The 12638-nt window shown below is 61.3% G+C and carries 13 protein-coding genes; 8 read left to right on the forward strand and 5 right to left on the reverse strand.

Annotated elements, in window-relative coordinates; translation table 11 throughout:
• Positions 1 to 82 precede the first annotated feature (82 nt).
• Together mutM and EOC83_RS04500 are read right to left on the reverse strand one after the other, a co-directional pair.
• Entirely contained in the window at positions 83 to 973 is an 891-nt protein-coding gene (gene mutM, locus EOC83_RS04495; protein WP_013533692.1) for a bifunctional DNA-formamidopyrimidine glycosylase/DNA-(apurinic or apyrimidinic site) lyase, read from the reverse strand.
• On the reverse strand, positions 966 to 2207 hold the full coding sequence (locus EOC83_RS04500; RefSeq protein ID WP_013533691.1) for a phosphopentomutase: 1242 nt from the start codon (positions 2205 to 2207) through the stop codon (positions 966 to 968). Before EOC83_RS04500 ends, mutM begins: the two co-directional genes overlap by 8 nt.
• A 308-nt stretch (positions 2208 to 2515) precedes the next feature.
• Between EOC83_RS04500 and EOC83_RS04505 the strand changes: the two genes are divergently transcribed.
• Entirely contained in the window at positions 2516 to 3436 is a 921-nt protein-coding gene (locus EOC83_RS04505; RefSeq protein ID WP_063169997.1) for a PhnD/SsuA/transferrin family substrate-binding protein, read from the forward strand.
• A 34-nt stretch (positions 3437 to 3470) separates the two neighbouring features.
• On the opposite strand, the gene EOC83_RS04510 is transcribed toward EOC83_RS04505, so the two are convergent.
• The 3 genes from EOC83_RS04510 to EOC83_RS04520 all read right to left on the reverse strand — a co-directional run bounded on the left by EOC83_RS04510 (position 3471) and on the right by EOC83_RS04520 (position 5268).
• Positions 3471 to 4094 (reverse strand): TadE/TadG family type IV pilus assembly protein, encoded by a 624-nt coding sequence (locus EOC83_RS04510; protein ID WP_318014161.1) that lies wholly within the window; start codon positions 4092 to 4094, stop codon positions 3471 to 3473.
• A 32-nt stretch (positions 4095 to 4126) separates the two neighbouring features.
• Positions 4127 to 4708, reverse strand: coding sequence for a TadE/TadG family type IV pilus assembly protein (locus tag EOC83_RS04515; protein WP_063169998.1), 582 nt, complete (start codon positions 4706 to 4708; stop codon positions 4127 to 4129).
• 137 nt (positions 4709 to 4845) lie between these two features.
• Complete coding sequence (locus tag EOC83_RS04520; protein WP_013533687.1) at positions 4846 to 5268, reverse strand: pilus assembly protein N-terminal domain-containing protein; 423 nt, start codon at positions 5266 to 5268, stop codon at positions 4846 to 4848.
• A 334-nt stretch (positions 5269 to 5602) separates the two neighbouring features.
• Between EOC83_RS04520 and EOC83_RS04525 the strand changes: the two genes are divergently transcribed.
• The 7 genes from EOC83_RS04525 to EOC83_RS04555 all read left to right on the forward strand — a co-directional run bounded on the left by EOC83_RS04525 (position 5603) and on the right by EOC83_RS04555 (position 12628).
• The gene (locus EOC83_RS04525) at positions 5603 to 5785 is read left to right on the forward strand and encodes a Flp family type IVb pilin (RefSeq protein ID WP_013533686.1); all 183 of its coding nucleotides are present in this window, start codon (positions 5603 to 5605) and stop codon (positions 5783 to 5785) included.
• 172 nt (positions 5786 to 5957) lie between these two features.
• The gene (locus tag EOC83_RS04530; protein ID WP_013533685.1) at positions 5958 to 6476 is read left to right on the forward strand and encodes a prepilin peptidase; all 519 of its coding nucleotides are present in this window, start codon (positions 5958 to 5960) and stop codon (positions 6474 to 6476) included.
• A gap of 213 nt (positions 6477 to 6689) precedes the next feature.
• Positions 6690 to 7502 (forward strand): Flp pilus assembly protein CpaB, encoded by an 813-nt coding sequence (gene cpaB / locus EOC83_RS04535; RefSeq protein ID WP_013533684.1) that lies wholly within the window; start codon positions 6690 to 6692, stop codon positions 7500 to 7502.
• Positions 7499 to 9019, forward strand: coding sequence for a type II and III secretion system protein family protein (locus EOC83_RS04540; RefSeq protein ID WP_013533683.1), 1521 nt, complete (start codon positions 7499 to 7501; stop codon positions 9017 to 9019). Before cpaB ends, EOC83_RS04540 begins: the two co-directional genes overlap by 4 nt.
• Positions 9020 to 9033: 14 nt before the next feature.
• Complete coding sequence (locus tag EOC83_RS04545; protein ID WP_013533682.1) at positions 9034 to 9771, forward strand: pilus assembly protein CpaD; 738 nt, start codon at positions 9034 to 9036, stop codon at positions 9769 to 9771.
• 38 nt (positions 9772 to 9809) lie between these two features.
• A complete protein-coding gene (locus EOC83_RS04550; protein ID WP_013533681.1) occupies positions 9810 to 11099 on the forward strand; it encodes a CpaE family protein in 1290 nt (429 codons plus the stop codon).
• Between the two features lie 29 nt (positions 11100 to 11128).
• Positions 11129 to 12628, forward strand: a complete 1500-nt coding sequence (locus tag EOC83_RS04555) for a CpaF family protein (protein ID WP_013533680.1) — start codon at positions 11129 to 11131, stop codon at positions 12626 to 12628.
• The last annotated feature ends 10 nt before the right edge of the window (positions 12629 to 12638 follow it).

Raw genomic sequence — 12638 nt, forward strand, 5'->3', positions numbered from 1 at the left:
GAAACGCAGAACCGCTCCATCTCCTTGTCTTGACCAATTTCGGACGGAAAACCGCCCCCGCTTTTGCTGGAATTGCTCTGACTCATCGCTGACATGTCCGGCAATAAAAGGTCGATCGGCCGCTCTGCACGACACGCTCGATGTGGCCGCCGCAACTGGGCTTGGAGCAGGCCTCGCCTTCGCGGTCGTAGACGGCGAAGGCGTGTTGGAAATAGCCCAGCGACCCATCGGTCTGCATATAGTCCCGCAGTGAGGAACCGCCGGCTGCGATCGCATCCGATATCACCGAACGAATGGCTTGCGCGAGGTGTTCGCTTTGGGCCTGGGCTTTCTTTCCGGGCCTGGCGATCGTGCCCGCCTCGCGCAGCGGCGACAGGCCCGCACGCCACAACGCCTCCGACACATAGATATTGCCGAGCCCGGCGATCAGCCTCTGGTCGAGAAGCGCTGCCTTCAGCGGTGATCTCCGCCCCTTCATCAATGAGGAAAGCAGCGCACCGTCCAATGTGTTGCCCGTAGGCTCGACGCCAAGTCCAGCCAGCATCGGATGAACGTCCGGCAGTCCTTCCGCAAACAACATGAAGCCGAAGCGGCGCGGATCATTGAAGATCACGCGCGATCGGGTACCGGCCGGAGACACGACATGGAAGACGACGTGGTCGTGATTGGAGCTCTTCGAGCGGTCGTGCCGGAAGATGCCGGGCATGTCGCTGCCATCGGCCGTCTCGATGCGGAATGAGCCCGACATGCCGAGATGGCAGATCAGCGCGGGGCCGCCTTCCAGGTCCATCGTCAGATACTTGGCCCGGCGGCCGAGTGCCGTGATCGTCTTGCCGGCCAGTCGCTGCGCGAATTTCTCGGGAAATGGAAAGCGCAGATCCGGTCGGCGCGCCTCGACGCGGGCGATGGTGGCGCCTTCCAGAACCAGCTGAAGTCCGCGCCGGACGGTTTCGACCTCCGGTAACTCAGGCATGACCGCCGATCGCCGCATAGAAAGAAGTGCCGTAGCGTCCGGGCGCCAGCCCGAGATGCTCGGCCACGGTTTCGCCGATGTCGGCGAATGTCGTTCTCAGTCCGATGTCGCCGCCCTTGAGACCCGGTCCAGTGCCGATCACCGGAACGCGCTCGCGCGTGTGATCGGTCCCGGCCCAGGTAGGGTCGTTGCCGTGGTCGGCCGTCAGGATGAGAAGATCGCCCTGCCGCAGCCTCGCAAATGCCTCCGGCAGCCGCAGGTCGAAGGCCTCGAGCGCTGCAGCATAGCCCGCGACATCGCGGCGGTGACCGAATTCGGTGTCGAAGTCGACGAAATTGGCGAAGACGAGGTCACCGTCGCCGGCATCATCCATCGCACCCAGCGCTTCGTCGAACATAGCCATGTTGCCTGCCGCCTTGCGCACTTGCGAAATTCCGCGATGGGCGAAGATGTCGCCGATCTTGCCGACGGCGATGACACGGCTGCCACGCGCCGTCAGCCGGTCGAGCAGGGTCGGTTCCGGCGGGGGCACGGCGTAGTCATGACGGTTGTATGTCCGCTCGAAAGTGGCGGTGGTTTCGCCGACGAACGGCCGCGCGATCACCCGTCCGATCCTGAGCGGGTCAACCAGCCTGCGCACCACCTGGCAGAATTCATAAAGCCGATCGAGGCCGAAATGGACTTCATGCGCGGCGATTTGCAGGACCGAGTCGACCGACGTGTAGCAGATCGGCTTGCCGGTCCGGATGTGTTCCTCGCCAAAGCGCTCGATGATTTCGGTGCCCGGCGCATGGCAATTGCCGAGAATGCCCGGCACCTTGCCTTCGCGGATCATCGCCTCGGTCAGTTCGGCCGGAAAGGCGGGAACCGTATCCGGGAAATAGCCCCAGTCGAGGCGCACCGGCAGGCCGGCGATCTCCCAATGGCCCGACGGCGTGTCCTTGCCGCTCGAAACCTCCTGTGCGGCGCCGTGAAAGGCAGTTGGGAGCAGATCCGTCCCGCTGCTGGCAAAGCCCAGCCCCGTTGCGGTTTCGGCAGCCTTGCCAAGCCCGAGCGAGGCCATCTGGGGGACAAACAGCGGTCCACTGCGAAGCCCTTCGCGATCCGCGCGGCCCTCTGCACAGGCTTCTGCGATGTGCGCGAATGTGTTGGCGCCGGCGTCGCCGTAGCGGTCGGCGTCGGCCGCTCCACCGATGCCGAAGGAGTCCAGAACGAAGAGGAAAGCGCGTGCCATCGAGTTGTTGCCAGTTTGACCGACCAGACATAGGGTTCCGCGACTTCATTGGCAATTCGGAAACCAAACGGCAACGGCTTGGCGTGATAGTCTGGTGCATGTCGCCCAAAAGTGCGCAGCGGTTTTGGGATAACGACATGCACAAACAGAGATGCATGTCGCCCAAAAGTGCGCAGCGGTTTTGGGATAACGACATGCACAAACAGAGATGCATGTCGCCCAACGGTGCGCAGCGGTTTTGGGCTGCGATATGCACAAATGCTCCGGGCATGGGCATGAATCGAGGACAACAGACCGTGGTTCCTGTCATGAGGGTTGCGCTGAAGACTTATGCCGCTCTCATGCTGGCGCAGGTCGCGCTCTGGTCAAATCCGGCGCATGCCGACTGGCGCGACGATATCGGCACGTTTCGCATCGGCATCGTTGCCGAGCCAGGCGCCGGCAACTCCGTTCCGGGGCTGGCACTGTTGACCGACGCCTACACCAAGGCCTTGGGCATGAAGGTCGAGTTTGTCGTTGCCCGCAACTATGCCGCGCTGATCGAGGCGCAGGCCAATGCCCGCATCGAATATGCGATCTATTCGGCCACCGCATATGCGACGGCCTCGCAGCGCTGCTTATGTATCGAACCGCTTGTGGCTCCGGTCGATTCAGACGGCGCGATCGGCATCCGCTCGGTTCTGCTGACGCGGGACGGCAAGCTGCCCGACCTTGCGGCGATGGACAGCCATCGTATCGCCATGGCGCCTCCTGACAGCGTCGGCGGTTCTCTCTTGCCATTGGCGGCGTTGGCGGCGGAAGGCCGCAAGATCGCGGAAGATGCACCGTTTCTGGTCCATGCCGATTCGGCCGCGGCGGCCGAGACGATGCTGGTCGACGGCAAAGCCGATGGCCTGTTCGGCTGGGTGACGGCCGCTGCCGACGGCCCGCGAGAACCGTCGGGCACGCAGGCGAGGTTGGAGGCGGCAGGGCTCTCGGTGACGGCGCTTCGGATCGTATGGACGTCGGGCCTGTTGAGATACGGCCCCCATGCGGTCCGCAGCGATCTCGACCCCGAAGCCAAGCGCCGGCTTGCCGTGTTCCTCACCAACCTCAAGTCGACGACGCCCGATATCTACGATCTCCTGGAATCGAAACATTCCGGCGGCTTCGCCACCGTGGCGCCAAAAGACTACGAGATGGCCGCTGCTATCGTGCGCTTCGTTTCGGACCGTGGGCCGCAGCAGTAGCTGGAGCGGCCTGCGCACGCCTGGCTGCCTCTGTTCAACAGTCGCTGCAAGGGATCGTCACGCTTCTGCGGGGGCGCAGAAAATAGGTTTCGCCCATGGTTATGTTGCTGAAAGCCGAGGTCAGCCCAAGCTTCTGTTGACTGCTCGCGCTCCACGCGATGACCGGCGTATAGCCGAGGTTACTTTCAACGCGGATGAGAAAAGTGTTGGCGACTCTGAGCGACGCCGGGATCGTTGTCTCGGTGGTGGCGGCGGCGCCAGGGCTGGCGACGCCGGCTACCAATTTGCGTGACCACACCACCAGTGCCCTCGTCGCATCGGCCGAGACCTGGATTGCCGTGACGGTGATGGTCGGATTTGAGCGGTTGTAGGGCTGAAGGGTGACGCTGCCGATCTGCATGATGGCGTCGACATCTGCCTTGAGGACGCTTGTCTGCTGGGTGACGAGATCGGCCACCATGCTGCCGATACGGCTGACCTTCTTGCTGGTCTCGATGGCTTGCGACGCTTCCATTGTGAGGAAATACATGATCAGCAGAATTGGCATGATCAACGCGAATTCGACCGCCGCGATGCCACGACGATCGGACCAGAACAGACTTGTTTTCCGCCAAACTCCCGTAATCATAAGATGTGCCCCCGCACGCATCATGCCCATTGCCCTTTTCTTATACTGCTCGTGCATTCCGCTCAGTTGTCGAACGGTTCGTTCTGCCAGGTCACCGATGCGAAGTGCAGCGTCTTGTTGCCGCCCATTGATTTGGCCAGCAGGTCGGTCATGATCGGCCATTTGTAAAAGACCCGCAGCATGTTCCTCGACTCCGCCGCACCCGCTGTCACTGAAAACGACTGGGTTGCGGTGCCTTTCGTCAATACGACATCGCCGTTCTGGATCTTGAAGCCGGCCGTGGCCGCATCCGCGAACGATGTATATTGGCGAAGATCCACCAGCAGTTGATTGGGACAATCCTGGGAAACGATGATCTGCAGTTTTGTGCAGATCATGTCCCGCAAGTTGGTTCCGGCGACGTCAACCGCCCTCAACTGGCCGGTGCGAAGCTTGCGCGCGACATCGTCGGTGATGTTGGCCATCACTTCCTGCGCGGCAAACGAGATGCAGCTTTCCAGAATGGCGAAGACAAGCAGCGCGAAGGGGACTGAAAGGATCGCGAATTCGATTGCCGTGGCGCCGCGCCGGTCACGAAGAAAACGGGCGAAAAACCTTGGGCATCTCACTTTGTGGTCGCCTGCGCGGCCGTATCCCTTGCTCATGTCCGATCCTGCCGATCTCTATGCGGTCTCGGAAGGACCATTAACGCAAACCGATTGAGGTCCGGTTTGGATGATCGTTAAAGTCGGCGCAGGCCTCTTAACCGGCCAATAACCGCACCGGCAGCCGGTCACGCCACCTATCGGCTGACGCTCATCTCCGCCTCGGAAGACTTCTCCGCTTCGCTCTTGTAGGAGCTTTCGCAATACGGCGTGCAGGACATCGTCTGGATTTCGGCACGCCGATAGATGCGCACCGACGAAGCAGCCTGCCGCACGACGGTAACCTGCTCATCGACGATGGGACTGCCGTCGGTATCGAGCACGACCAGATTGGTGACGCCGAAACCTTTGCCGGTGAGCACGATCGTCGAAGCGTCCTGCACGGAAGCGTCGGCGATTGCCGGGTTGCCGACCACGATGGTGTCTGCGGGACGCGACAGTTTGACGATCTTGGCCTGGTTCATCGTGACCTCGATGCCGGCGCCGGCCATGGCGGGCGCGACGAAGCTCGAGACGGCAAGAAGCGCGGCAATCAGGATTGACGATCTCGGCTGGGCCATTGAGGCGCTCCACGCAGGCGGACTGATCAACGGAACATGAACGAGATTGGTGAACCAACGGTTAAGCCTGCGATGTTGCCAATCCTGCAATGGCCGATAAGGGCGCCCCGCGAGGCGCGGTCCAGTCGGGGCGCAAGCCTGCCAAACCTGGGACTGGAAGGCGCGGCGGTACTTTAGCCCGAAGTTAACCACGCAATATGTTCGAACCGGGAAAGGAATCGGTAAGGCTGTTTCTTAAGCCGATCGAAAGAGCTTCTCCCTAGATTGGCAGCATCCGATCAACCATCACAGAAGTTGACGGAAGTGCTGTAACACGTGGAGTAGGAGCTCTCGAATGTCTAATCTCATCGCACGTTTTGTGAAGGACGAATCCGGCGCGACCGCTATCGAATATGGTCTGATCGCCGCTCTCATCGCGCTCGCCATCATCACTGGCGCCGGCACGCTCGGCAATGCGCTGAATGCCAAGTTCACCAACATTGGCAGCACCCTGAACAACGCGCCGACCGGCAGCTGATCGGCTTATCGCCGAGCACTTGCATCGCATTTTCTGGAAAAGGGCCGCCGCGTGGCGGCCTTTTTTATGCCGCTGCCAATATAGGTCGTCTTTTCGTTCCTGGCCTCATCAATCGTTAATCGAACATATCTTAGATTGAGCCCAATAAAATCGGACAATAGGCGTGGCGCCGATGCTTGAAGCCCTGATCTTCGTCGTCTTTCCGTTCTGCATGCTGTTTGCCGCGATCTCCGACATGCTGTCGATGACGATCGCCAACCGCGTGCCGGTGCTGCTCGTCGTCGTTTTCGCGCTGGTCGCGCCCCTTACAGGCATGGACTGGGCGGCCTATGGCGGACATTTCGCCGCCGGCGCCCTGGTCCTGGCCGTGACGTTCGGCCTGTTTGCAATAGGCGGCATGGGCGGCGGCGACGCCAAGCTTCTGGCCGCAACCGCGATGTGGATGGGCCTCAATGTCAATCTCGTGGAGTATCTTGTCGCCTCGACAATCATCGGCGGCCTGCTGACGCTCGCGATCATCCTCTACCGGAAGTCGATGCTTGCGGCCGTTACCGGCCAAAATCCGTTTCTGCGCCATTTCGCCGACGAGGCAAAAGGCGTTCCCTATGGCGTCGCGCTCGGCCTTGGCGGGTTGCTGACCTATCCGGACTCGCCTTTGATGATATGGGCGCTGGCCAGGCTGGCGGCCTGACCACGATATTATTTTATTGTCTGTCAGCATTGCCGAGACCCCGTTCTCAACGGGGTCGGCCCGGCTGTTTTGGCCGGTCCGGCTATAGTCCGGCTAATTTATGTAAACGTTAAATTAATCACGATCGTAAGCATTACATTAACCTTGTTTTGACGATTGCCGCTGCAAAGTCCGGCTTGGCTACGTGGTTTGCCAGGGCAAGGGTTCGGACAGATGCCAGCATCGCGATTGATAATTCTGAGCGTGGCGGTGGCCGCGGCGGGTGGCGCTGGCTATGTCGCGAAGAACATGGTGGCACCGCCGCCCCAGGTCGTCGTTGATTCCGCTCCCCAGGCCCCGGCAGTGGCACTCCAGGATGTGCTTGTGCTTTCAGGCGACGTTCCGATGGGCAGCCCGATCCAAAACAACATCGCCTGGCAATCCTGGCCCGCCGACGGCGTCAACGCGAATTTCATCACCCGCACCGCCGAGCCCGAGGCGCTGGACAAGCTGAAGGGTTCCATTGCCCGTGTGGCGATGTATGCCGGAGAGCCGCTGCGGCGTTCCAAGCTGATCGGGGAGGGGCAGAGCTTCATGTCGTCGATCCTGCCTTCCGGCATGCGGGCGGTCGCCACGGCCATCTCGGCCGACACGTCGGCCGGCGGCTTCATTCTTCCCAACGATTTCGTCGACGTCATCATGACCCGCAGGGCCGATGCCGCCAGCGGTGCCGCCGGCTTCAACACCGAGACCATCCTCAAGAACATCCGCGTCCTGGCCATCGACCAGACCATTCAGGAGGACGAGGAAGGCAAGAAGACCAGGGTGGGCCAGACCGCCACGCTGGAACTGACGCCCAAGCAGGCGGAGATTATCACCGTCGCCCAGCAGATGGCGGATCGCCTGACCCTGGCGCTGCGGGCGGTCGCGGACACGCAGGAAAAGAATGTGGGTGAGGCCGACTATCTCGTTTCCGGCAATGGCCGCAGGGGAACGGTGAGGCTGATCAAGTCGGGCGAAGTTTCCGAAGTGGGAGCAAGGAAATGAAGCTAGGTGGCAAACTGCCGGCAATCGTAGCCGCGGCATTCGGCCTGCTGCTCGTCGGAACGAATGTGCAAGGCAGCGTCGTCGAGGCAAAGAACGCGCAGGTCACGGCATCGACGGCCACCCAGCGCGTCAAGCTCGGCCTCAACAAGTCGGTGGTCATCGACCTGCCGAGCGATGCCTATGACATTCTCGTCGCCAATCCGGCGGTTGCCGATGCGGTGACCCGCACCGCAAGGCGCATCTATCTGTTCGGCAAGGCGGTCGGCGAGACGAACATCTTTGTCTTCGGCCCCAATGGCGAGCAGATCGTCAGCCTGGACCTGGCCGTCGAACGCGACGTTGCCGGCCTTGAAGATTATATCAGGCGCTTCCTGCCGACGTCGGCTGTCAAGGTGGAACTGCTGAACGACAACGTCGTTCTCACAGGAACCGTGGATACCCCCCTGGATGCCAAGCGCGCCGAACAGTTGGCGAACATGTTCGTGTCGGGTGGTGAAGCGACGACGGGACAATATTCGCAGACCGCGGCTGGCGGCTCGGCCCAGAGCGGTGTCGACATCAACAATCCGGACCAGGAGCGCCGCACCAGCCAGATCGTCAACCTGATCCAGATCATTGGCGACGACCAGGTCACGCTGAAGGTCACGGTCGCCGAAGTCAGCCGCTCGGTGATGAAGCAGCTCGGCGTCAACATGGTTGGCAGCGGCGGCAGCAACGGCATTAGTTACGGCGCAATCAGCGACAACTTCACGGGTCTCGGCAAACAGCTGTCGAATTCCGGCTTTCAAATCGGCGCTTCAGGACTGCAGGCTTATGTGAACGCTATGGAGCAGTCCGGGGTGATGAAGACCTTGGCCGAGCCGACCTTGACGGCTGTGTCGGGCGAGAAGGCAACCTTCAAGGTCGGCGGTGAATACAATATGGTCACGGGTGTCTCGGCAAATGTATCGCAAGACAACCAGACCGGCCTGAAGACCTACAGCGTCGAAAAGATCGAGTACGGCATCGGCCTGGAATTCCAGCCGGTTGTGTTGTCTCCCGGCCGCATAAGTTTGAAAGTCAGGACGTCGGTTTCCGAGCCGACAACCGAGGGATCCGTATCGTTCTCCTCAGGCGTGACGAGTCCCGGCATGAATGCCCTGTCGCTGCGCAAGCGCCTTGCCGACACAACGGTGGAATTGCCATCCGGTGGCTCCATGATGATCGCCGGCCTGGTTCGCGACGATGTCAGGCAAGCCGTCAACGGATTGCCTGGATTGACAAAGATCCCGGTGCTTGGCGCGCTCTTCCGCAGCAGGGATTTCGTGCGAAACGAGACCGAGCTCGTCATCATCATCACGCCCTATCTGGTTAAGCCGGTGGCGCGCAACGACCTTGCCAAGCCGGACGACAATTTCAACGCCGCCAGCGATGGCGCCGGCATGTTCCTTGGCCGCGTCAATCGCGTCTACGGCACCATGCAGACCGACAAGCCCAATGGCCGCTACCACGGCGTTGTCGGCTTCATCTACAAGTAAGCGGGGAAGCGGACATGTCTCAGTCAGCATTGAAGGCAAGCACCATCGCCGCAACGACCCGTCTCGGCCGTTCACGGGTCTGCCGGCGAGCCGTTCCTGTCCTGGCGGTTGCGGTGGCGGCGCTGCTCGCCGGCTGCGCCCAGCGCGACAGCATCACGGTCGGCGCCATTCCGGACGATTACCGCACCAACCATCCGATCGTCATCGCCGAGAAGAATCAGAAGATCGACCTGCCTGTCGGCGCCGGTGACCGCGGCATGACCGGCTCCCAGCGCGATACGCTTCTTGGCTTCCTGGATGGCTATGACAGAAGTGCCGCCCCGACGCTGACGATCCAGGTCCCGAGCGGATCGGCCAACGAGGTCGCCGCGACCACGGCGGCCCGCGATTTCGCCCGGCTGGCGGTTGCCAGCGGCATCAAGCGCAATCGGATTGTCGTGACCTCCTATCAGTCCGCCTCCGCCGAAGCCTCTGCCCCGATTCGCGTTGCTTATATCTCGGTGAAAGCCCAGACCGATAAGTGCGGCCGCTGGCCCGAAGATCTTATGGAGACATCGGAGAACAAGCACTATGCCGACTTCGGCTGCTCCTATCAGAACAATCTTGCCGCCCAGATGGCCAATCCCGCCGACCTGCTCGGCCCGCGTAAATCTGCCAATATTGATCCGGCAAATCGTAGCCAAGCCATCGATGTTTACCAAAAGAGAGGCATTTCGGAAGAGTTCCTCGGCAATTCGGAAGTGACGTACTGAGCCGCAAATCTCGGATAGAACAGGCCACGGGAGAGAGCATGACGATGAGCAACCTTGCCTACGACGCCCCGGTGGACGGCAGCGATACCTCGCAGCAGGACATCGCCGCGATGCAGGCGTTGCGGCCGATCCCGCGCATCTCGATCCAGGCATTCTGCGAGACCGAGGGTGTTGCCAACCCGGTCGAGCGCGCCGGCGAGGACCGTCGCATGACGAAGGCGCATCTCAAGGTCCACATGGGCGGTGTTCCCACTGCCATCGAATTCTACCAATCGGCGCCGACGCCCAATCTGATCCTGCTGGAATCGCGCAGCGAGCCCAAGCAATTGCTGGAACAACTCGCCCAGCTTTCGGAATATTGCGATCCGACGTCGAAGGTGGTGGTGATCGGCCACTACAATGATGTCGGCCTCTACCGGGAACTCATCCGCAACGGCATTTCCGAATATGTGATCGCTCCGGTCTCGATGGCCGACATCGTCAGCGTGGTGTCGTCGATTTTCATCGATCCGGAAGCCGAGCCGCTCGGCCGCTCGATCGCCTTCGTCGGCGCCAAGGGCGGTGTCGGCTCCTCGACGATCGCCCACAATGTGGCTTGGGCGATGTCCTCCCTGTTCAAATCCGAAGTGGTCGTCGCCGATCTCGATCTGGCTTTCGGCACCGCCAACATCAATTTCGACCAGGATCCGGCGCAAGGCATCGCCGAGGCGGTGTTTTCACCGGAACGCATCGATGAAGTCTATCTCGACCGGCTGCTGACCCAGTGCGCCGAGCATCTGTCGCTGCTGGCGGCGCCTTCGACGCTCGAACGGGTCTATGATTTCGATCCAGAGGCCTTCGTTCAGCTCATCGACACCGCCCAGCGCAGCGTGCCGCTTCTGGTGCTCGACGTCCCCCATGCCTGGACGGGCTGGACCAAGAACACCTTGGTCAAGGCCGACGAGATCGTCATCACCGCGACACCGGAACTTGCCAATCTGCGCAACACCAAGAACCTCATCGATATGCTCAAGCGGCTTCGTCCCAATGATCCGCCGCCCAAGCTGATCATCAACCAGGCCGGCGTCCCGAAACGCCCGGAGATTTCGCCGGCCGATTTCGCCGAGCCGCTCGGTCTGTCGCCAATGTCGGTCATTGCTTTTGATCCCTTGCTGTTCGGCAATGCCGCCAACAACGGACGCATGCTTGGCGAAATGGATGCCAAGAACCCGATCGTCGCAATGATCAACGAAATGGCGCATGTGCTGACCGGGCGCAGCGAAATCAAGATCAGGAAGAAGGCCGGGCTCGGCAGCCTGCTCGGCAAGCTCTCGCGCAACAAGAAGTGACGCTTCAGCAGTGGAATCGGTAGTCGATCATGTTTGGTAAAAGAGGCAGCGACGACGGCAACCGGTTCACGCCGGAATTTCGCCAGCCAGCACCGGCGCCTGTTGCGCCACCGGCTGCAGGTTCCGTGGACACGGCGGTTCTGACACGGCCCGCGGCGCCAAGCGCGCCTGTCGCGCCGCCGGCGCGCCGTGCGGTCGAGGCACCGCCATTGGCGCCTGAGCCGAAGCGGGCACAGCGCGAAAAAAGCGAAACCTATTACGATACCAAGAGCCAGGTCTTCTCCGCACTCATCGACACCATAGATCTGTCGCAGCTTTCCAAGCTTGATCCTGAAAGTGCGCGCGAGGAAATCCGCGATATCGTCAACGACATCATCGCGATCAAGAACTTCGCAATGACGATCGCCGAGCAGGAAGAGCTGCTCGAGGACATCTGCAACGACGTGCTCGGCTATGGGCCGCTCGAGCCGCTGCTCGCCCGCGACGACATCGCCGACATCATGGTCAACGGCTCCAGGAACGTCTACATCGAGGTCAACGGCAAGGTCGAACAGACCGGCATCCGCTTTCGGGACAACCAGCAGCTCCTCAACATCTGCCAGCGCATCGTCAGCCAGGTTGGCCGCCGCGTCGACGAATCCAGCCCGATCTGCGACGCGCGCCTCCCCGATGGCTCGCGCGTCAACGTCATCGCGCCGCCGCTCTCCATCGACGGCGCCACGCTCACCATCCGCAAATTCAAGAAGGACAAGCTGACGCTCGACCAACTGGTCAAGTTCGGCGCCATCTCGCCGCAGGGCGCCGAAGTTCTCAAGATCATCAGCCGTGTTCGCTGCAACATCGTGATCTCGGGCGGTACCGGTTCGGGCAAGACCACGCTGCTCAATTGCCTGACCAACTATATCGACCGCGAGGAGCGCGTCATCACCTGCGAAGACTCGGCCGAGCTGCAATTGCAGCAGCCGCATGTGGTGCGCCTCGAAACCCGCCCGCCCAATCTGGAGGGTGAGGGTGAGGTGACGATGCGCGACCTGGTCAAGAACTGCCTGCGCATGCGGCCCGAGCGCATCATCGTCGGCGAAGTGCGCGGACCCGAAGTGTTCGATCTTCTGCAGGCGATGAACACCGGCCATGACGGCTCGATGGGAACGATCCACTCGAACAGCCCGCGCGAATGCCTGAACCGCATTGAATCCATGATTGCCATGGGTGGTTATTCGCTGCCGCAGAAGACAGTGCGCGAAATCGTCGTCGGCTCCATCGACGTGATCATCCAGGCAGCGCGCCTGCGCGACGGATCGCGCCGCATCACCCACATCACCGAGGTGATCGGGATGGAAGGCGACGTTATCATCACGCAGGATATCGTCCTCTACAACATCAAGGGTGAGGACGCCAACGGCCGGCTGTTGGGTGAGCACGTATCGACCGGCATCGGCCGTCCGCATTTCTGGGAGCGTGCACGCTATTACGGCGAGGAGCAGCGTCTCGCCATTGCGCTCGAGGCGATGGAGAAACGCGCTGACTGACGTCTGCTGG

It is taken from the genome of Mesorhizobium sp. Primo-A, assembly GCF_003997175.1.
GTDB classification, from domain to species: Bacteria; Pseudomonadota; Alphaproteobacteria; order Rhizobiales; family Rhizobiaceae; genus Mesorhizobium; species Mesorhizobium ciceri.

Coding starts and splice junctions, on each gene's coding strand:
- mutM (WP_013533692.1), bottom strand. CDS start 973: ATGCCTGAGTTACCGGAGGTCGAAACCGTCCGGCGCGGACTTCAGCTG.
- EOC83_RS04500 (WP_013533691.1), bottom strand. CDS start 2,207: ATGGCACGCGCTTTCCTCTTCGTTCTGGACTCCTTCGGCATCGGTGGA.
- EOC83_RS04505 (WP_063169997.1), top strand. CDS start 2,516: ATGAGGGTTGCGCTGAAGACTTATGCCGCTCTCATGCTGGCGCAGGTC.
- EOC83_RS04510 (WP_318014161.1), bottom strand. CDS start 4,094: ATGGGCATGATGCGTGCGGGGGCACATCTTATGATTACGGGAGTTTGG.
- EOC83_RS04515 (WP_063169998.1), bottom strand. CDS start 4,708: ATGAGCAAGGGATACGGCCGCGCAGGCGACCACAAAGTGAGATGCCCA.
- EOC83_RS04520 (WP_013533687.1), bottom strand. CDS start 5,268: ATGGCCCAGCCGAGATCGTCAATCCTGATTGCCGCGCTTCTTGCCGTC.
- EOC83_RS04525 (WP_013533686.1), top strand. CDS start 5,603: ATGTCTAATCTCATCGCACGTTTTGTGAAGGACGAATCCGGCGCGACC.
- EOC83_RS04530 (WP_013533685.1), top strand. CDS start 5,958: ATGCTTGAAGCCCTGATCTTCGTCGTCTTTCCGTTCTGCATGCTGTTT.
- cpaB (WP_013533684.1), top strand. CDS start 6,690: ATGCCAGCATCGCGATTGATAATTCTGAGCGTGGCGGTGGCCGCGGCG.
- EOC83_RS04540 (WP_013533683.1), top strand. CDS start 7,499: ATGAAGCTAGGTGGCAAACTGCCGGCAATCGTAGCCGCGGCATTCGGC.
- EOC83_RS04545 (WP_013533682.1), top strand. CDS start 9,034: ATGTCTCAGTCAGCATTGAAGGCAAGCACCATCGCCGCAACGACCCGT.
- EOC83_RS04550 (WP_013533681.1), top strand. CDS start 9,810: ATGACGATGAGCAACCTTGCCTACGACGCCCCGGTGGACGGCAGCGAT.
- EOC83_RS04555 (WP_013533680.1), top strand. CDS start 11,129: ATGTTTGGTAAAAGAGGCAGCGACGACGGCAACCGGTTCACGCCGGAA.